The following is an 18,731-nucleotide window of genomic DNA, read 5'->3' as shown; positions in this document are numbered from 1 at the left end:
ATGAAGGCCACCATGCTGGCCCATGACCTGATCCGTGCCGGATCGGCCGACATCGTGGTGGCCGGCGGCATGGAGTCGATGACCAACGCCCCCTATCTGCTGGCGAAGGCGCGCGGCGGCTACCGCATCGGCCACGACCGGCTGCTGGACCACATGATGCTGGACGGGCTGGAGGACGCCTATGAGGGCGGCCGCGCCATGGGTGATTTCGGCGAGGCGACGGCCGAGGCCTACGGATTCACCCGCGCCGAACAGGACGCCTATGCGGCCGAGACGCTGACCCGCGCCCGCAAGGCGGTGGGAAGCGGAGCCTTCGCTGCCGAGATCGTGCCGGTCGCCGTCCCGGCCAAGGGCGGGGAGCGGGTGGTCGCGCAGGACGAGAACCCGCTGAAGGTCTCCCCCGACAAGATCCCGGCGCTGAAGCCAGCCTTCCGCCGCGATGGAACGATCACCGCCGCCAGCTCGTCCGCCAATGCCGACGGCGCCGCCGCGCTGGTGCTGACCCGGCGGTCGGTTGCCGAGGGGGCCGGACTGCCGATCCTGGCGGAAATCCGCGGCCACGCCACCCACAGCCAGGATCCGGCCTGGTTCACCACCGCCCCGATCCCGGCGATCGCCAAGCTGCTGGACAAGGTCGGCTGGTCGGTGGGCGATGTCGACCTGTTCGAGATCAACGAAGCCTTCGCCGTCGTCGCCATGGCGGCCCGGCGTGACCTGGGCATCGCGCCCGACCGCCTGAACGTCAATGGCGGCGCCTGCGCACTCGGCCATCCGATCGGTGCCACCGGGGCACGGCTGATCGTGACTCTGCTGCATGCGCTGGCCGCGCGCGGGTTGACCCGGGGTGGCGCGTCGCTGTGCATCGGCGGCGGAGAAGCCACGGCCATCGCCATCGAAAGGGTCGGGTAAGGCGGCGTCCCAATGGCGGGCGCATCCTTCCATATCGCGCCTGCCATATCGCGGGAGTTGATCGCGCTGGCGGTCGCCGTCAGCATCCGCTGCGACGGCTGTATCGCCGTTCATACCGAAGCGGCGATCAAACACGGCGCCACCCGGGAGGAGATATCAGCACTCCGGCAGATTCACCGCAAGCCCGCCCAGGCTGGTCTCTTTGAACTTGGTGCTCATTTCCTCACCGGTCTGCCGCATCGCCTGAATGCAGTTGTCGAGCGGCATGAAGTGCTGACCGTCTCCGCGCAACGCCAGGGAAGCGGCGGCCACGGCCTTGGTCGCGCCGATGGCGTTGCGTTCGATGCAGGGCACCTGGACCAGACCGGCGACGGGATCGCAGGTCATGCCGAGGTGGTGCTCCAGCGCGATTTCCGCCGCATTCTCCACCTGTTCCGGCGTTCCGCCCAGCACGGCGCACAGGCCCGCCGCGGCCATGGCCGCAGCCGACCCGACCTCGCCCTGGCAACCGGCCTCCGCCCCGGAAATCGACGCGTTGTGCTTGATCAGGCCACCGATCGCCGCGGCGGTCAGCAGGAAATCGGCAACCTTCGCCGGTTCCGCTCCGGAACAATGATCGAGATAATAGCGGATCACCGCCGGCACCACACCCGCCGCTCCGTTGGTGGGCGCGGTCACCACCTTGCCGCCGGCCGCATTCTCCTCGTTGACCGCCATCGCATAGACGGCGAGCCAGTCCGACGCCACATGCGGCTGGCTGGAATTCGCCCCGCGTTCGCGTAACAGCTGCTGGTGGATGGCCTTGGCCCGCCGCTTCACCTTCAGGCTGCCGGGCAACTGGCCGTCCAGGCTGAGGCCACGCTCGATGCAGCCGTTCATCGCCGCCCAGATGTCGCCAAGCTTCTCCTCCACCTCGACGGCGGAGCGGACGACGACCTCATTGGCGCGCTTCATCTCGGCGATAGATGCACCGCTTTCCCGCGCCATCCGCAGCATCGCTGCGGCGTTGTGGAAGGGATAGGGCCAGCCTGCGGACTCGGTTTCGAACGCCGCCGACGGGGACTCCCGCTCCGCCGCCGTGACGACGAAGCCGCCGCCGATGGAATAGAAGATTTCCGACAGCACCACCCTGCCGGCCCGGCCCAACGCCTGGAAGACCAGCCCGTTGGCATGGCCCGGCAACGGTGGCCCGAAGTCGAAGACCAGGTCGGATTCCGGATCGAAGTCCAGTTCCGGCAGGCCGCCGGGGTGGATCCTCCGCGTCCGCCAAAGCTCGGCAATGCGTTCTTCGGCTTCATCGACGTCGAGGTTGTCCGGCCGGTAATCGAGAAGTCCCAGAAGCACGGCACGGTCCGTCGCATGCCCCTTGCCGGTGAAGGCGAGCGAGCCATGCAGCCGCACCCGGATCGCCGCCGGGACCGCCGCGGGCGCCGCATCCGCCTGCGCCCGCAACATGTCGAGGAACCGCACCGCCGCGGTCATCGGGCCCATCGTGTGCGACGACGACGGGCCGATGCCGATCTTGAACACATCGAAAACGCTGAGAAACATCGCGCGCCTCGTCAGGTCAAGTCCGTTGGCACAAGCAGGGTTGCCCAACAGGAGAAGGACGGGTCAGCCGTAGATCGGGAAACGTTCGCACAATTCGCGAACCTCGCCATGCACGCGCTTCTCGACCTCGGCATTGCCGTCCGGTCCGGCGGTGGCGAGGGCGTCGACGACGGTCAGGATCAACTCACCGATGCGCGTGAACTCCGCCTCGCCGAAGCCGCGGGTGGTGCCCGCCGCAGTGCCCAGCCGGATGCCGGAGGTAACCGCCGGCTTTTCCGGATCGAAAGGGATCGCGTTCTTGTTGCAGGTCAGGCCGGCCCGCTCCAGCGCGCGTTCCGCATCGCGGCCCTTGACGCCCTTCGGCCGCAGATCGACCAGCACCATGTGGCAGTCGGTGCCGCCGGACACGATGTCCAGCCCACCCTTCACCAGCGTGTCGGAAAGCACCCTGGCGTTGGCGACCACCTGGGCGGCATAGGCCTTGAACTCCGGGGTCAGCGCTTCGCCGAAGGCGACCGCCTTTGCGGCTATCACATGCATCAGCGGGCCGCCCTGGTTGCCCGGGAACACGGCGGAATTGAACTTCTTGGCCAGCGCCTCGTCGTTTGTCAGGATCATGCCGCCGCGAGGGCCCCGCAGGGTCTTGTGCGTGGTGGTGGTGACCACATGGGCATGCGGCATCGGGTCCGGATATTGGCCGGTGGCGACCAGTCCGGCGTAATGGGCCATGTCCACCATCAGATAGGCGCCGACCTCGTCGGCGATGCGGCGGAACTCGGCGAAATCGATCACCCGCGGATAGGCCGACGCACCGGCGACGATCAGCTTCGGCTTGGTTTCCAGCGCCTTGGCGCGCAGAGCGTCATAATCGATCAGTTGGTCGCTTTCGCGCACCTCGTAGCTGACGATGTCGAACCACTTGCCCGACATCGTCACCGGCGAGCCATGGGTCAGGTGGCCGCCATGGGCCAGCGACATGCCCATCACGCGGTCGCCCGGCTGCAGCAGGGCCAGGAACACCGCCTGATTGGCCTGGGCGCCCGAATGGGGCTGGACGTTGACGAAGGCGGCGCCGAACAGCTGCTTGGCGCGGTCGATGGCGATGGTCTCCACCTCGTCAACGAACTGGCAGCCGCCGTAATAGCGGCGGCCTGGATAGCCTTCGGCATACTTGTTGGTGAGGACCGAGCCCTGGGCGGCCAGCACGTCCGCCGAGACGATGTTTTCCGAGGCGATCAGCTCGATCTCGTATTTCTGGCGGTTCAGTTCGCGGTCGATCGCCGCGGCGATGGCAGTGTCTGCGAGGTCGGGCTTCGGCAGAGACTGATGACGGTTCATGTGCAATCCTCTCGATCGGATGCCGAGCGCGATTTCGCGGCTGACGGCGTGCAGGAGTCCCCATTGGAACGGATGATGGTGGTGTTGCGGCCGGTGTTGCCGCCGCCGAGCCAGCCCTTCTCCACCACCGCGACGTTGGTGATGCCGTGTTCCTTGGCGAGATGATAGGCGGCACCCAGGCCATGCCCGCCCGCGCCGACGATCACGACGTCGTAGTCGGATTTCGGTTCCGCGTCGGGTCATTGCGGCTGCCGGTTCCTGTTGCCGGTCAGCGCGTTGGTCACAGCGAGGAAAACGGGAAGCGGGTCATGGCAGCCCCGCGAAGTTCAATGTGCTGACAGTATCGCGACGCGCCCCTTTGTTGGACAGAATGGATGCGTCAGTTTGATGTCACCGGTGCGACGGTGCGTCCGCCGGGGGTTTCATTCAACGCCGGTGACGCACCCGTACAATCAGCGGGTGGATCCTTCCGCCATGCTGCGGTCAATGAAACGGTCAGGAACGCGGCTCCCGGCGCAACGCCGCCGCCAATGGCGCTCTTGAGATGGCGCTCGTGAGCCCAGAGCCTCCACCGTGACCGCGACCCGCCCTTCGGCAATCCCCTTCCGCGGCTTGCCGGACAGACAAGGATGGCGAAAATGCTCGACGACAACGACACCATGCAGCGGCACTGGCGTGAAGCCGGCATTCCCGAGGAACTGTGCCGGGAACTCGCCCTCGCGTCGACGCCGATGCGGCTGCATGCCCATCCGCCGGTGCGCACCGTCGCCGACGCTGAGGAACACTGGCGCAGCGTTCCCGGCGTGCACACCAAGAACCTGCTCTTGAAGGATGCCAAGGGCGTTCTGTGGCTGGTCGTGCTGCCGCACGATCAGTCGGTGAACATGAAGGAGCTGGCGCCGGTCATCGGCTCGGCCAAGCTGTCCTTCGCTTCGCCGGTCACGCTGGAGCAGGTCCTGTCGATCGAGCCGGGCGGGGTGAGCCCGCTGGCCCTGGTGGCGGACACGGAACGCCGCGTCCGTCTGGTGCTGGAGCGCCGCGTTCTCGCCGGCGAAGTCGTCAATTTCCACCCGATGACGAACCGCGCGACGCTATCGATGCATCCCCACGAATTGTCGGCGTTCCTGCGCCGGCTGGGGTATGAGCCGACGATCGTCGACCTCGCCTGACCTTCATCCCCGGCCATCTCCTTCGGCGCGAGACCTGCGATGCGTTCCAATCAAAACCACTTCTACATGACCGTCAGTTGCCTGAGCCGGCCGGGGATCATCTCCGCCATTTCGACCTGCCTGTCGGATCGCAACTGCGACATCATCGAAAGTGCGCAGTTCGTCGATCACGACGGGGAGCATTTCTTCCTGCGGATGGCCTTCGACGCGCCGGAAGCGATCCGGAGCGAAGCCGTTCTTCTTGAAGACCTGCAACCGATCGTGAACCGCTTCGCCATGAACCTGACGGTGCGGGATGCCAGGCGGCGGCCGAAGATCCTCATCATGGTATCGAAGTTCGGCCATTGCCTGAACGACCTTCTGTACCGGCACAGCATCGGAGCGCTGCCCATCGACATCGTCGGCGTCGTTTCCAACCACGATGCCTTCCGGTCCCAGGTCGAAGCGCACGGCATTTCCTACCACCACCTTCCTGTCTCGCCCGGCAACAAGCTGGAGCAGGAAATCCGCCTGATGGAGATCGTGGAAACGCTGGGCGTCGAACTGATCGTGCTCGCCCGCTACATGCAGGTTCTCTCGCAGGATCTCTGCACGCGGATGGCAGGGCGGGTCATCAACATCCATCACAGCTTCCTGCCCAGCTTCAAAGGCGCCAAGCCCTATCATCAGGCTTACGCGCGCGGCGTGAAGCTGATCGGCGCCACCGCCCATTACGTCACCGACGATCTCGACGAAGGACCGATCATCGAGCAGGAGGTGGCGCGCGTCGATCACTCCATGTCGCCCGACGATCTGGTCGCCATCGGCCGCGACGTCGAAAGCGTCGTCCTGGCCCGCGCCATCCGGCTGCACATCGAGGCGCGCGTCATGCTCCACGACCATCGGGCAATCGTCCTGCGGTAACCCCATGGCCCGCTCGCAGCGTCGCACAGGGTCGCGCGACCGGGCCTCTTGCCAAGGAGTCCACCGTCTTGCAGCTCATCGACGATAAAGCCACCCAGGCGGTCCGCCGCGCCTTCGCGTCGGGCGGCCTCGCCGCGGCGGTGCAGGAATTGCGCCGCCATGTCGTCATCGAGGATGACCGCATGGCGCTCGCCACCGTCGAAGCCTTCCTCGCCAGCACCCGCAACGGCGACGACCGCCTATAAGGACGTCGTTCCCGCCCGATCGGGAATGCCGGCCCCGACATGTGGTCATCTCCTTCCCCCGGGCGCCGATCCCGGGGCCTGCGGACGGCGTGCCGGCCAGTGGGAAGACGCTCGGGAGCGAAATCGGCAAGAACGAAATCGGCAAGAGCGACATGGGCGAGGCAGCGCCTGAAATCAGCCCTTCGAGATCTTGAGAACCTGTCGGCACGGCACTGATGGACGCCATAACCACGAAGGCCTCGACAGAAAAGAACCCGCACTCCTTTTTGGAGGCGGGCTCTTCTTCGTTCGGCTGCGGAAGGATAGGATGCGCTCAGAACCACACGCGCTCGCTGCGTTGCGCCGATGAGTCACTCCTGCGGATCGAGCATGAAGTGCCGGACCTTGTGCCGGTTCTCGATCAACTCATCGAGGGTGGGTTCGTTGCGCATCGCCCGGCCGATGGCGATTTTGGTCGCCTCGTAGTTGGTGCGATAGAGATCGGCGCGATCGAGGTTCGGATCGGTGGGGCAGCGGGGATCGATCCAGACCATCACCAGAATGCAGAGGTCATTGATCCCGTCGCGAGGCAGAACGCCTTCGATGACGCAGTCCAGCACCGCGTCGGCGGTGGCGGCCTGGACGACGCCGCCGAACAGATCCACATAGGCGCTGGACTTCATCGTCACCTTGGACACCATCATGGTGGCCGGACGAACCATCTGGTTGCAGTCCCGCACCGCGAACATGCGGGTATGGCCGGCGGTCTGCCCCATCATGGTGGCGAATGCGTGCCCGGCCGGCCCATCGACCGTCCCGATCACGATCTCGGGCATCGCGTCGGTGAACTGGCCTTCCTTGGCGAATACGGTTGCCTCGCCGACACGGAACAGCGGATTGCTCATGGCTTCATCGCTCTCTTGCAAATTGGTTGGGTCGCCGGTCAACGCGGTGCCCTGCCTATGAGCTGACGAGTTCATCGACGATCCCGATCATGGCCCGATCACGGAAGGACCGAAAGCGGGAATGACTGGAGACGGCCGTCCGTCACGTGACTGCGCTTGAAACGGACCGCCTCCATGGACAGGTGCGGGAAAGGGTGCGCGGCCACCGCTCTTGCGGCGGTGGCGCGGCTGCAGGTCAGAGCTTGCCGGTGACCCAGTAATCGATCCGGGTCCTGTTGTTCTTGATGTAGTTGTCCACCGCCTGCTCATAGCTGGTCTGGCGAGCTTCCTGCATCATCGCCTCAAGGTCGCCGATCGGCAGGACCATCCGGTTCAGAAACTCGTAAATCTCCGGGTGGTCCTGGTAGAAGCCCTTGCGGACGATGGCGTTCACGCTCTCCAATCCACCCAGCGCACCCTTCGGATCCTCCAGATAGCGCAGCTTCCAGTTGGCGAACATCCAGTGCGGGCTCCAGCTCGTCACGGCGATCCACTCGTTGCGCTTCATGGCGCGTTCCAGGGCGGCGAGCATCGCGGCGTCGCTGGCAGACACCAGCTGCATTCCCTTCAGGTCATAGGTCTTCAGCGCCTTTTCCGACGCCTGCATCAACCCCGACCCCGGATCGATGCCCTGGATCTTGCCGCCCAGCTGCTTCTGCACCTCCGGCTTCTTCAGGTCTTCGATGGATTTGACCTGATCGACGGGGATGTAGTCCGGCACCACCCAGCCCAGACGGGCGCGGGTGTAGAGCGGGCCGAGATCGACCAGATCCTTGCCGACCTTGTCGAGATAGGGCTTGTGGGTCAGCGGCTGCCACGACATCAGCATGGCGTCCAGCTTGCCGCTGGCGATGCCCTGATACTGGATGCCGATGTCGGCCATGGTCAGTTCGACCTTGTAGCCGAACCGCTCTTCGATCACGGCTTTGGCGAGTTTCGTCACCGCCTCTGCATCCGACCAGGCGGTCCAGCCGATGTTGACCGATTTCTCGGCGGCCAGCGCCGGGGTGGCGATCACACCGGCCCCCAGACCAACCGTCATGGCCGCCGACAGCAGCATGCCCAAGGCTTTACCGAAGATTTTCATCAAGAAGCCTCCTCTTATCGTTTGTTTGTTTGGACTTGTCTGTATTGGGCGCTCCGCCGTGCCGGGACTTGGAACGGACGCGTGCATGCGGCCCGGTGGATCACCTCCGTGTTACCGGTGAAGGCGATCGCGCGATCAATCCACATCCGCTGCTCGGATGATCGACCCCCCTTCAGGGAAAGGCGGAAAACTGGTTCCAACCGATGCGAACCGTTGCTGGCATCAGTGTTGATTGAGGAAGAATGCGGGCCCTGAAAGCAAAAAACTTTCATCAGAGCGGCACTCCGTATCGCATTTGCGACAGCGCTGCGCGAACCCCATCCCGGCGGCGAATGCGGTCCGTTTTACAGGCGGATATTTGAAATCTGCCAGGGAAATAGAGAAACGGCGCCGCAGATCTGCCGCCCTTGAGCTTGAACGGAGCGGCCGTCGTTCTTGAATGATCGCGGCATGTCGCAAACCGACTATTGGCGACGTCCGCCTTGCGCAAAAAGACAGGAGTGACTGTCGGCCTTTTTAAAGTTGATGTCGCAATCCAGAACGCGACGAGCCGCGGCGGGCGGCAGGCTGTGTGTCGTGGAATCGCGAAAAGCACAGCCCGGTCAAGGTTGAAGCGGTTCCGCGAATATAGTGCCCAATTCCCGCTGGCCCCACTCCCGCAAGAGGTCAACCGCCATGTCGTCCGAGATTTCCATAGAAGCCCTGCTGACGCGCCGCAAGAAAGGGTACAGCCTGGAAGCCCCGTTCTACACCAGCGAAGAGATCTTCAAGCTGGACATGGAGATCATCTTCGGCCGCCACTGGCTGCATGTGGGTGTGGAACCGGACGTGCCTGAACCGGGCGACGTGATGGTGGTGGACATCGGCAAGACGTCCGTCATCGTCATGCGCGACGACGACATGGAACTGCGTGCCTTTCATAATGTCTGCCGCCATCGCGGTGCGCGCATCATCCTCCAGGAGAAGACCTCGGTCGGCAATCTGGTGTGCAGCTATCACCAGTGGACCTACGGCCAGGACGGCGAGCTTCTGTTCGCCGAACATATGGGCAAGGACTTCGACCGCAAGTGCCGCAACCTGAAGAAGGTCCATATCCGCTCGGTCGGCGGCCTGATCTTCATCTGCCTGGCGGAGGAGGCCCCGGACGATATCGACCGCATGGCGGCGATGATCGAGCCCTACATCCTCCCGCACGACATCAGGAACTGCAAGGTCGCCAAGACCGTGGACCTGATCGAAAAGGGCAACTGGAAACTCACGATGGAGAACAATCGTGAATGCTACCACTGCGTCGGCAACCATCCGGAACTGACCGTTCCGCTGTTCGAATACGGCTTCGGCTTCGCTCCCGACGGCACCAACCCGAAGCGGATGGAGCATGTCGCCAAATACGAGGCGCTGCTGCAAAGCTGCCACGTCGGCTGGGAAGCGGCGGGATTCCCCAGCCGCGAGATCGAGCATCTGACCGACACCACAGGCTTCCGCGCCGAGCGCCTGCCGCTCGACGGCGCCGGCGAGGCCCATACCAAGGACACCCGCTGCGCCTCCAACAAGCTTCTGGGCTCGATCACCGAGCGCAAGCTGGGCGCCCTGTCCTTCTGGACCCAGCCGAATTCCTGGAACCACTTCATGAGTGACCACATCGTCACCTTCTCGGTGTTCCCGCTCGGACCCGACCGCAACCTGCTGCGCACCCGCTGGCTGGTCCATAAGGACGCGGTGGAAGGCGTCGATTACGACCTGGACCGCCTGACGGAGGTGTGGGAGGCGACCAACCAGCAGGATGCCGATCTGGTCGAGATTTCGCACAACGGCGCCCTCAGCCCCGCCTACGAGCCGGGTCCCTATTCGCCCTACACCGAGCCGCTCGTCGAGAAGTTCGCGGAGTGGTACGTCGGCCGCATGGCCGAGCATCTGCTGGGCAAGCAGGCCGCGGTGGGCGTCGCCGCCGAATGACGCCCGTTGTCCAAGACTCGGGGGGAGAGAGATGACGATGCAGCAGGATGCGGCTCCGCCTTCGGTCCGGAACTGGGATCCCGAAATCGACGACACGCTGGTATGCCGGGCGGTTCGGGATGAAACGCACGACGTGAAGACCTTCATCTTCGCGCCAAGGCACCCTTGCCTGTTCCGGTTCAAGCCGGGTCAGTTCATCACGCTGGAACTGCCCATCGCCGGCGAAACAATTCACCGCAGCTACACCGTCTCCTCCTCCGCCGCGCGGCCGCACCGCCTCTCTATCACCGTCAAGCGCGTGCCCGGCGGCCCGGTGTCGAACTGGCTGCACGACACTCTGAAGCCGGGCGACACCATCCGCGCGGTCGGCCCGCTCGGCGAGTTCACCCCCGGGGATTGCCCTGGGGAGTCCGGGGCTCCGCGCAAGTTCCTGTTCCTGTCCGGCGGCAGCGGCGTCACGCCGCTGATGTCGATGACCCGGACCTTCGACGATCTGGGCGAGGATCACGACATCGTCTTCGTGCATGCCGCCCGGACCCCGGCCGACATCGTCTTCCGTCGCGAACTGGACGCGCTGACCGGCCCCGGCCGCCGCCTGCGCGTCGCCCATGTCTGCGAGGGCATCGGCAACGAGGCCCATTGGGCAGGCTTTACCGGCCGGCTGTCGCTGCCGATGCTGGGGCTGATCGCGCCGGACTTCATGGAGCGGGAAGTCTATGTCTGCGGCCCCGGCCCCTTCATGAAAGCGGTGCGTGCCTTCCTGGAGGAGGGCGGCTTCGACATGAGCCGCTACCATCAGGAAAGCTTCAACTTCGAGGAACTGTCGGCCGAGCTTGCCGCCGGAGAACCGACGGCCCAGGCCGCACCGCCCCCGGAGGCGCCTCCTTCGGATGGATTCCGCGTCGAATTCGCCAAGACCGGCAAAGTCTTCGCATGCCCGCCGGACATGGCGCTCGCGGATGCGGCGGCGTCGGCCGACATCCGGGTTCCGACCTCCTGCTCGCGCGGGCTGTGCGGAACCTGCAAGACGAAGTTGATCTCCGGCACTGTGGAAATGAACCATACGGGCGGCATCCGCAAACGGGAAATCGATCAAGGGTTGATTCTGCTCTGTTGCAGCCGCCCGACCAGCGATCTGGTAATAGAGCGTTAGAAGCATCGCCGATTATTTGTCTTCCGGGGGTAAGCCGCTGACGCTAGCATTCCGAAGGACGGAACAGGGCCGTCAGGATCATATCCGTCAGACTGGGAGGATGTCCTGGTGGGGAAGACAGTGGAATATCGCCGTTTCGGCGGTAGCGGTCCCGCACCCCGGCAGGAGGAACGCGCACTTCTGTCGGTCGGGTTCATCCTGACCAACAATTTCACCCTGACGGCACTCGCCCCTTTCATCGACGCCCTGCGGCTGGCGGCCGACGAGGGCGACCGGTCACGCCAGATCCGCTGCCGCTGGACCATCATGGGGTCGCGGGCCGAGCCGGTGATGTCCAGCTGCGGCATCGGCGTCGCCCGCTGGGAACCGCTGACCGATCCGCGCCGCTTCGACTATGTGGTCGTCGTGGGCGGGCTGCTGCATGGCGGCCCTCAGTTGGACGACGAAACGTTGGCGTATCTGCGCGCCGCGGCCTCCTACGGCGTGACCCTTGTCGGCGTGTGCACCGGCAGCTTCGTGCTGAGCCGCATCGGCCTGATGAAGAACCGGCGCTGCTGTGTCAGCTGGTACCATCACCGCGATTTCCTGGACGAATTCCCCGATCTGGTGCCGGTGTCCGACCAGCTGTACGTGGTGGACCGCGACCGCATCACCTGTTCGGGCGGCGCCGGGGTGGCGGATTTGGCCGCCTTCCTGATCGAACGCCATTTGGGCCGCGCCACCGCCCAGAAAACCATGCACATCCTGCTGATCGACAAAGCCCGTCCCGCCAGCCAGTCACAGCCGCAGCCGCCCACGGTCTTGGAGATCACCAACGATCGCGTCCGCCGCGCCCTGCTGCTGATGGAGCAGCACATCAGCGACCCGCTGTCGGTGGAGGAGATCGTCCACCGGCTGAACGTCAGCACCCGGCAGTTCGAGCGGCTGTTCCGGCTGGCCGTGGGCACCAGCCCGGCCACCTACTACCGCGGCTTGCGCCTGCGCTATGGCCATTGGCTGCTGCGCAACACCAAGCGTTCGGTCACCGCCATCGCAAACGAAGCCGGCTTCGCCGACTGCGCCCACTTCTCCCGCCAGTTCCGGGAACTATTCGGCGTCTCGCCGTCGGAGGTGCGCCGCACCGCCGGACCTGATGTGGAGGCCGATCCGCATTTATCACCCCTCGACGCTTTCCGGCGAACGAACGGGGATTCCGTGCTGCCCGACCGGCGCCTGTTCGACGACCCGGCTCTGATCGCCCAAGGCGGCGCACCGGTGGAGTGACGGCGCACCGCCTCCTCCGATTTTCTCTAAAAATCGGTCACTTGATCAGCGGTCACCCTCCCCTTCCTTCCCTGTCGCAAAAAGGTAATTCCCGGTCGCGGGGGGCAACGCGACAATGACGGCGATGGTGAATTCTTGGCAGGCTCAATACTGGGGATCGTTCCTGCCATGTCCTCACCCGCCGAAGCCCTTCTGAAGCCTCTGCAGATCAAGCATTTGACGATCCGTAACCGCGTGATGAGCACGAGCCATGCGCCGGGCTACGGGTCCGAAGGCAAGCCGAAGGAACGCTACCAGCTCTACCACGAGGAGAAGGCCAAAGGCGGCATCGGCCTGACGATGTTCGGCGGCTCCTCCTCCGTTGCGGTGGACAGCCCGGCGGCACCGTGGAACCAGATTTCCGTCGCCGACGACAGCGTCATTCCCTTCTTCCGCGAATTCTCCGACCGGGTGCATCGCCATGGCGCGGCGCTGATGATCCAGCTGACCCACATGGGCCGGCGCACCCGCTGGGACACCGAGAACTGGCTTCCCACCGTCTCCGCCTCGGCCGCCCGGGAACCGGCGCACCGCAACACACCGAAGGAGATGGAGGATTTCGACTTCAAGCGGATCATCGCCGGCTATGCCGCCGCCGCCCGCCGCTGCAAGGAAGGCGGCCTCGACGGCTTCGAGCTGTCGGCCGCCCACGGGCATCTGATCGACCAGTTCTGGAGCCCCTCGGTCAACCGGCGCACCGACAAGTACGGCGGCAGCCTGGAAAACCGCATGCGCTTCGGCATCGAGGTGTTCGAAGCGATCCGCGCCGAGGTCGGCGCCGACTATGTCGTCGGCATGCGCATGTCCGGCGACGAGCTGATCGACGACGGCCTCAGCCACGAGGACTGCATCGCCATCGCCCGGACCTATGCCGAACGCGGGCTGATAGATTTCGTGAATGTGCTGGGCGGACAGGCGCGCGATCATCTGGCGCATGCCATCTCGCTGCCCAACATGTCCTTCCCGGTCGCCCCCTTCCTGCATCTGGCCAGCGGCATCAAGCGCGAGGCCGGCATACCCGTCTTCCATGCCCAGCGCGTGACCGACCTCGCCACCGCCGCCCGCGCGGTGGAGGAAGGCCATGTCGACATGGTCGCCATGACCCGCGCCCACATCGCCGACCCGCATCTGGTGCGCAAGCTGATGGAAGGCCGGCTGGACGATGTCCGCCAGTGCGTCGGCGCCGGCTATTGCATCGACCGCATCTATGTCGGCGGCGACGCCCTGTGCATCCAGAACGCCGCGACGGGCCGCGAGCGCACGATGCCGCACGTGATCCCGAAGGCGGAGCGCAAGCGCCGCGTGGTTGTGGTCGGCGGCGGCCCCGGCGGCCTGGAAGCCGCCCGCGTCTGTGCCGAGCGCGGCCATTCGGTCGTTCTGCTCGAACGCAACGCCGCCCCCGGCGGCCAGATCGCCATCGCCGCCAAGGCGACCTGGCGCGAGGCCATGAGCGGCATCACCCGCTGGCTGTCGCAGCAGGTCACCAAGCTGGGCGTCGATGTGCGCCTGGGCGTGGAGGCCGACCGCGCCGCTGTCGAGGCAGAGACACCCGACGTGGTCATCCTCGCCACCGGCGGCCGTCCCAACCGCGGCGACTTCAAGGGGGCAGATCTGGCGGTCTCGACCTGGGACGTCCTGACCGGGGCGGTGGAGCCGACGGGAACCGTGCTGATGTATGACGGCACCGGCCAGCATCACGGCGCATCCTGCGCGGAATTCATGGCCAAGCGCGGTGCCCTGGTGGAGATCGCCACCCCCGACCGCATGGTGGCGGAGGAGGTCGGCACCACCAACCAGCCGATCCATCTGCGCGAGCTGTACAAGCTGAGCGTGATGATGACCACCAACCACCAGCTCGTGGAAATCTACCCGGAGGGCAACCGCCGCGTCGCCGTCCTGCGCAACGAATACACCCACGAGGAGGAGGAACGGCTGGTCGACCAGATCGTGGTGGAGCTGGGCACCCTGCCCAATGACGCCCTCTATTTCGATCTGAAGGACCACTCGCTGAACCGCGGCGAAACCGACCTGGACAGCCTGATCGCCGGCCGACCGCAGCCAGTGCAGGCCAACGGCCATGGCGGCTACACGCTGCATCGCATCGGCGACGCGGTGGCCGGCCGCAACATCCACGCCGCCATCTACGACGCCGCGCGTCTCTGCAAGGACATCTGACGACCACCCAACCGCCCCACCCCCGCCAAGCGACAGGAGCCGTCCGACGTGATCGCCACCGCTCTCACCACCGTCGTCCTTGCGGTCCTTGCCATCGGCGCGGCATTGGCCGTCTGGCAGTCGCGGCGATGGCTGGCCGGCCGGCCGGCGGCGGTCGGTGTGGTCGCCGGGCTGCGCGCCCTGCCCGGCCGCTATCTGGTGGATGTCCATCATGTGGTGGGGCGGACCCCGTTCAACGCCCGCTTCCACGCTTTGGCCGCCGGCGGTTTCCTTGCAGCGGTCGGGCTGCTGGTGGCGATGGGTGTCGTCCTTGGGGGATCGCGCATCGTCTGGCTGCTGTTGGCGGTTGTGTTGGCGGCGATGCTGGCGGGATCGCTGATGGTCTGGTATCGCCGCCGGGTGGTCCGCCCGCGCGAGCTGTCGCAGGGTCGCTTCGCCCGTCTTCCGGTCTCGCTTCTGGGCTTTTCCGCCTGCCTGCTGGCGGTGGCACTAGACCAATCGCTGGGCGGCGTGATGCCGGACGCGCTGGCCCTGGCGCTGGTCGTGCTTGCCGGCCTGGCCTTGGCCGATCTGGTATGGGGGGTATGGAAAGGGCCGCTGAAGCATGCGGTGCACGGGGCGCTGCATCTGGCCTTCCACCCGCGTCCGGCCCGCTTCCATGACGGCAAGGGGCGCGACACCGGGCTGAAGCCGCTGCCGCTTGCCCCGGATGCCGGCACCGTCGATCCGGGCACGCTGGGCGTGGAACGTCCCATCGATTTCGCCTGGAACCGGCTGCTCGGCTTCGACGCCTGCGTCCAGTGCGGGCGCTGCGAGACCGCCTGCCCGGCCTATGCCGCCGGCCTGCCGCTGAACCCGAAGAAGCTGGTGCAGGATCTGGTCGTCGCCATGGACAGCCAAGCCAGCGACGCCGCCTATGCCGGCAATCCCCATCCCGGGCGGGGCGTGGGCAAGGCCCATGGCGGGGCGGCGCTGCCCCTGATCGGGCCGGATGCGATGATCCATCCCGACACGCTGTGGTCCTGCACCACCTGCCGCGCCTGCGTGCAGGAATGCCCGATGATGATCGAGCATGTCGACGCCGTGGTCGACCTCCGCCGCTTCCAGACGCTGGAACTGGGCACCACCCCGGCCAAGGCCGCCGTCATGCTGGAGGAACTGCGCGCCACCGACAATCCCGGCGGCCGAGCCCTGTCCCGACGCTGGGACTGGGCGGCCGACCTGTCGTTGCCCCGGCTACCGCCCGGCGGGTCCTGCGACACGCTGCTGTGGATCGGCGACGGCGCCTTCGACCTGCGGGTCCAACGCTCGCTGCGGGCACTCGTCCTGCTGCTGCGCCGCGCCGGGGCAGACTTCGCCGTGCTTGGCGACGAGGAGCTGGATTGCGGCGACGTCGCCCGCCGGCTGGGCGACGAGGCGACCTTCCAGTCCCTGGCCATCCGCAACGTGGCGACGTTGAACGCCCGCCGCTTCACCCGCATCGTCACCGCCGATCCCCATGTGCTGCACACGCTGCGCAACGAATATCCGGCCTTCGGCGGCCGCTGGACCGTCGTCCACCACACCGCCCTGCTGCTGGAACTGATCTCCGGCGGCGTGCTGACGGTGACCAAGCCGGTCGGGCGCAGCGTCACCTTCCACGATCCTTGCTATCTCGGCCGCTACAACGGCGAGATCGAGGCGCCGCGCGCCCTGCTCGACGCCATCGGCGTGGAGCGCCGGGAGATGCTGCGCTCCGGCCTGCGGTCTAGCTGTTGCGGCGGCGGCGGCGGCGCCCCGCTGACCGACGTGTCGGGCGAGCGCCGCATCCCCGACGTCCGCATGGAGCATGTCCGGGAGACCGGCGCCTCGCTGGTCGCCGTCGCCTGCCCCAACTGCGCCCTGATGCTGGAAGGCGTCGTCGGTCCCCGGCCGGAAGTGGCGGAGATCGCCGAACTGGTGCTCGCCGCGACGGAGACCGCCCGATGAGCCAAGCCTCCCCCACCCGTCGCCGTGTCGATCCCCGCGCAGATCGCGCCGCCCGCACCATCCTGACCGGCCCGCGTCCGCGCCTGCTGCGCCAGCCGGTCGCCGCCGTAATGAACGAGCGCCGCCGTGACCCGCGCGCCGTCCGCGAGGCAGACCTGGTCCAGCGCCAGCCACGCCCGCGCTATGACTGGACGCGTGACGCGGCGTCTCCCGGTACCGCAGCGGCGGTTGGCGTCGCCGTCGCCGCGCCCGCCATCCCGCTGCAGGTGATCGCGGAACCGGCTTATCTGGTCCTTGCCATGCTCGACCGCCCCGGTGGCGAGGTCGGCGAGCATGACCGGCAGGTGATCGCCGCCGCCCGCCTGCTGGCCGATACCGGCGGCGGTGCGGTGGTGACCGTCTCCACCGGCTCGGGCGAAGCCCTGGCCGAAGCCGGGTCCGACCGCCATGTCGCCTTGCCCGACGGCTGGGCCGACGATTACGTGCCGGAACGGCGCGCCGCCGCCGCCTCGGCGCTGATTGTCGCATTGTCCCCCCGCCACATCCTGTTCCCGGACAGCCCGGACGGCGGCGATGTCGCCCGGCGGGTCGCAGCGGCGACGGGTGAGCGGCTGTTCCCCGGCGTGCAAAGCCTCGGCCCCGACCGGGCGACCCGGCAATCGGCCGGCGGTTCGCTGGAGACCGGGCACCGCCCCACCCGGCTGATGACGGTCGCGGCGGACGCCTTCGCCCCCCTCGACGGCGTGCGGCACGAAGCCCGGCCGCTCGACCTCGCCGCTCCGGCGCTCGCCGGGGAGGAGGTCCTGCCCCGCCTGGGCGGCGCCCGCCGGCTGGCCGTCGATCCCGACGCGCTGTCCCTGTCGGAAACCGACTTCATCCTCAGCGGCGGCAACGGCGTGACCGACTGGCGGAGCTTCGCCGAGTTGGGCGCGGCGCTGGGCGCCACCCGCGCCGGCAGCCGCGTGGTCTGCGACGCCGGCCATCTGCCGCGCGAACGGCAGGTCGGCGCCTCCGGCACGGTGGTCGGCGCGCGCTGCTACCTCGCCTTCGGCATCGCCGGCGCGCCGCAGCATCTCCAGGGCATCACCGGCGTCCGCCACGTGATCGCCGTCAACACCGACCTCCACGCCGAGATGATCAAGCGTGCCGACCTGTCCATCGTCGCCGATGCGCAGGACGTCATGCCCGCCCTGATCCGGCTCATCCGGGAGCGCCGCCATGCCTGATCCTGACACGAGTGACGTCGCCGTCCTGCTGTCCATTGGACGCCATCCGGTCTCCGGCCGCGCCCGCCGCGCCGCAACCGATGCCCAGGCGCTGGAGATGGCGCTGGCGTTGCGCCCGCGGCGGCTGACCGCGATCCATGCCGGACCGGCCGCCGACGGCGAGTCTCTGCGCGACTATCTCGGCATGGGGCTGGAGCGGTTGACCCTGCTGGTCCTGCCGGAAGGAAGCGATCCGGTCGAACCGCTGATCGCCCACCTGCGCCGCCTCGCCCCGTCGCTGGTCCTGACCGGACGGCAGGCGGAAGACGGCGAGGGCAGCGGCATGCTTCCCTATCTGATCGCCCGTGGCCTCGATGCCGCGGTCGTCCCCGATGTGGTTCGGATCGGCCCGTCCGATGCGCCCAGTTCAACGCCGGGCACGGCGGACCTCGTCCAGGCACTGCCGCGCGGACAGCGCCGGGCGCTGACCGTCACCGGCCGTCTCGTCGCGACCATCCATCCGTCCGCCCCACCCGCGCGCCCGTCCGCCTACGGCCCCTCCCGGCGGGGCGTCATCGAACCGGTGGCGGCCCAGGCGACCGCCGACCTCTTCCTGTCGGATTGCGAGCATCGTCCATGGCGGCCGAAGCCCAAGCTGATGCGCGTGAAGCGCGGCGGTTCGGCGCTGGACCGGCTGAAGGCGGCGACCGAGAGCAAGAGCGGAAAAGGCCAACTGCTGGTCAACCCGTCAGCCGAAGCGGGAGCGCTGGCCATCTACGACAGCCTAGTCGAACAGGGAATGCTTCCATGAACATGCACAACGATGCTCTCAGGCCCACGGGTCACG

At 66.8% G+C, this 18,731-nt stretch carries 15 protein-coding genes and 2 pseudogenes; 12 read left to right on the top strand and 5 right to left on the bottom strand.

Annotated features, from left to right (window positions below):
* Nucleotides 1-909: acetyl-CoA C-acyltransferase (locus VD964_RS25420; protein WP_324871267.1), on the top strand; the 909-nt coding region annotated here is incomplete at its 5' end.
* 42 nt (nucleotides 910-951) lie between these two features.
* Nucleotides 952-1,068: pseudogene (locus tag VD964_RS25415) on the top strand (carboxymuconolactone decarboxylase family protein); the annotation flags it as partial.
* Here VD964_RS25415 and VD964_RS25410 read toward each other — a convergent pair.
* The 3 genes and pseudogenes from VD964_RS25410 to VD964_RS25400 all read right to left on the bottom strand — a co-directional run.
* Complete coding sequence (locus VD964_RS25410) at nucleotides 1,066-2,460, bottom strand: L-serine ammonia-lyase (RefSeq protein ID WP_324871266.1); 1,395 nt, start codon at nucleotides 2,458-2,460, stop codon at nucleotides 1,066-1,068. The pseudogene VD964_RS25415 and the gene VD964_RS25410 overlap by 3 nt on opposite strands.
* Before the next feature lie 63 nt (nucleotides 2,461-2,523).
* Complete coding sequence (gene glyA / locus VD964_RS25405; protein WP_324871265.1) at nucleotides 2,524-3,798, bottom strand: serine hydroxymethyltransferase; 1,275 nt, start codon at nucleotides 3,796-3,798, stop codon at nucleotides 2,524-2,526.
* Between the two features lie 62 nt (nucleotides 3,799-3,860).
* Nucleotides 3,861-4,108, bottom strand: a pseudogene (locus VD964_RS25400) (FAD-dependent oxidoreductase); the annotation flags it as partial.
* A gap of 328 nt (nucleotides 4,109-4,436) precedes the next feature.
* On the opposite strand from VD964_RS25400, the gene VD964_RS25395 reads away from it, so the two are divergent.
* From VD964_RS25395 to VD964_RS25385, 3 genes are all read left to right on the top strand, one after another.
* The gene (locus VD964_RS25395) at nucleotides 4,437-4,967 is read left to right on the top strand and encodes a YbaK/EbsC family protein (protein WP_324871264.1); all 531 of its coding nucleotides are present in this window, start codon (nucleotides 4,437-4,439) and stop codon (nucleotides 4,965-4,967) included.
* A gap of 39 nt (nucleotides 4,968-5,006) precedes the next feature.
* Nucleotides 5,007-5,870 (top strand): formyltetrahydrofolate deformylase, encoded by an 864-nt coding sequence (purU, locus tag VD964_RS25390; protein ID WP_324871263.1) that lies wholly within the window; start codon nucleotides 5,007-5,009, stop codon nucleotides 5,868-5,870.
* A gap of 68 nt (nucleotides 5,871-5,938) precedes the next feature.
* Nucleotides 5,939-6,115: a hypothetical protein gene (locus VD964_RS25385; protein WP_324871262.1), complete on the top strand. Its 177-nt coding sequence runs from the start codon at nucleotides 5,939-5,941 to the stop codon at nucleotides 6,113-6,115.
* A 350-nt stretch (nucleotides 6,116-6,465) separates the two neighbouring features.
* Here VD964_RS25385 and fae read toward each other — a convergent pair whose 3' ends face one another.
* Nucleotides 6,466-7,074 carry a formaldehyde-activating enzyme gene (gene fae, locus VD964_RS25380; RefSeq protein WP_324871261.1) on the bottom strand — a complete coding sequence of 203 codons (609 nt, stop codon included), beginning with the start codon at nucleotides 7,072-7,074 and terminating at the stop codon, nucleotides 6,466-6,468.
* A 160-nt stretch (nucleotides 7,075-7,234) separates the two neighbouring features.
* Nucleotides 7,235-8,125: a glycine betaine ABC transporter substrate-binding protein gene (locus tag VD964_RS25375; RefSeq protein ID WP_324871260.1), complete on the bottom strand. Its 891-nt coding sequence runs from the start codon at nucleotides 8,123-8,125 to the stop codon at nucleotides 7,235-7,237.
* Between the two features lie 675 nt (nucleotides 8,126-8,800).
* On the opposite strand from VD964_RS25375, the gene VD964_RS25370 reads away from it, so the two are divergent.
* From VD964_RS25370 to VD964_RS25340, 7 genes are all read left to right on the top strand, one after another.
* Entirely contained in the window at nucleotides 8,801-10,081 is a 1,281-nt protein-coding gene (locus tag VD964_RS25370; protein ID WP_324871259.1) for an aromatic ring-hydroxylating dioxygenase subunit alpha, read from the top strand.
* A gap of 31 nt (nucleotides 10,082-10,112) precedes the next feature.
* The gene (locus VD964_RS25365; RefSeq protein ID WP_324871258.1) at nucleotides 10,113-11,234 is read left to right on the top strand and encodes a hybrid-cluster NAD(P)-dependent oxidoreductase; all 1,122 of its coding nucleotides are present in this window, start codon (nucleotides 10,113-10,115) and stop codon (nucleotides 11,232-11,234) included.
* A gap of 108 nt (nucleotides 11,235-11,342) precedes the next feature.
* Complete coding sequence (locus VD964_RS25360; RefSeq protein ID WP_324871257.1) at nucleotides 11,343-12,497, top strand: GlxA family transcriptional regulator; 1,155 nt, start codon at nucleotides 11,343-11,345, stop codon at nucleotides 12,495-12,497.
* A 168-nt stretch (nucleotides 12,498-12,665) separates the two neighbouring features.
* The gene (locus VD964_RS25355) at nucleotides 12,666-14,711 is read left to right on the top strand and encodes an NADH:flavin oxidoreductase (protein ID WP_324871256.1); all 2,046 of its coding nucleotides are present in this window, start codon (nucleotides 12,666-12,668) and stop codon (nucleotides 14,709-14,711) included.
* Between the two features lie 48 nt (nucleotides 14,712-14,759).
* The gene (locus tag VD964_RS25350) at nucleotides 14,760-16,679 is read left to right on the top strand and encodes a (Fe-S)-binding protein (RefSeq protein ID WP_324871255.1); all 1,920 of its coding nucleotides are present in this window, start codon (nucleotides 14,760-14,762) and stop codon (nucleotides 16,677-16,679) included.
* Nucleotides 16,676-17,905, top strand: a complete 1,230-nt coding sequence (locus VD964_RS25345; protein ID WP_324871254.1) for an electron transfer flavoprotein subunit alpha/FixB family protein — start codon at nucleotides 16,676-16,678, stop codon at nucleotides 17,903-17,905. The genes VD964_RS25350 and VD964_RS25345 overlap by 4 nt, the downstream gene beginning before the upstream one ends.
* Nucleotides 17,898-18,695, top strand: coding sequence for an electron transfer flavoprotein subunit beta (locus tag VD964_RS25340; protein ID WP_324871253.1), 798 nt, complete (start codon nucleotides 17,898-17,900; stop codon nucleotides 18,693-18,695). The genes VD964_RS25345 and VD964_RS25340 overlap by 8 nt, the downstream gene beginning before the upstream one ends.
* Nucleotides 18,696-18,731: the final 36 nt, after the last annotated feature.

This window comes from Azospirillum sp., assembly GCF_035628975.1.
Classification (GTDB): domain Bacteria; phylum Pseudomonadota; class Alphaproteobacteria; order Azospirillales; family Azospirillaceae; genus Azospirillum.
This window is presented reverse-complemented; position numbering and strand designations above follow the sequence as displayed.

Coding starts and splice junctions, on each gene's coding strand:
- VD964_RS25410 (WP_324871266.1), bottom strand. CDS start 2,460: ATGTTTCTCAGCGTTTTCGATGTGTTCAAGATCGGCATCGGCCCGTCG.
- glyA (WP_324871265.1), bottom strand. CDS start 3,798: ATGAACCGTCATCAGTCTCTGCCGAAGCCCGACCTCGCAGACACTGCC.
- VD964_RS25395 (WP_324871264.1), top strand. CDS start 4,437: ATGCTCGACGACAACGACACCATGCAGCGGCACTGGCGTGAAGCCGGC.
- purU (WP_324871263.1), top strand. CDS start 5,007: ATGCGTTCCAATCAAAACCACTTCTACATGACCGTCAGTTGCCTGAGC.
- fae (WP_324871261.1), bottom strand. CDS start 7,074: ATGAACTCGTCAGCTCATAGGCAGGGCACCGCGTTGACCGGCGACCCA.
- VD964_RS25375 (WP_324871260.1), bottom strand. CDS start 8,125: ATGAAAATCTTCGGTAAAGCCTTGGGCATGCTGCTGTCGGCGGCCATG.
- VD964_RS25370 (WP_324871259.1), top strand. CDS start 8,801: ATGTCGTCCGAGATTTCCATAGAAGCCCTGCTGACGCGCCGCAAGAAA.
- VD964_RS25365 (WP_324871258.1), top strand. CDS start 10,113: ATGACGATGCAGCAGGATGCGGCTCCGCCTTCGGTCCGGAACTGGGAT.
- VD964_RS25355 (WP_324871256.1), top strand. CDS start 12,666: ATGTCCTCACCCGCCGAAGCCCTTCTGAAGCCTCTGCAGATCAAGCAT.
- VD964_RS25345 (WP_324871254.1), top strand. CDS start 16,676: ATGAGCCAAGCCTCCCCCACCCGTCGCCGTGTCGATCCCCGCGCAGAT.
- VD964_RS25340 (WP_324871253.1), top strand. CDS start 17,898: ATGCCTGATCCTGACACGAGTGACGTCGCCGTCCTGCTGTCCATTGGA.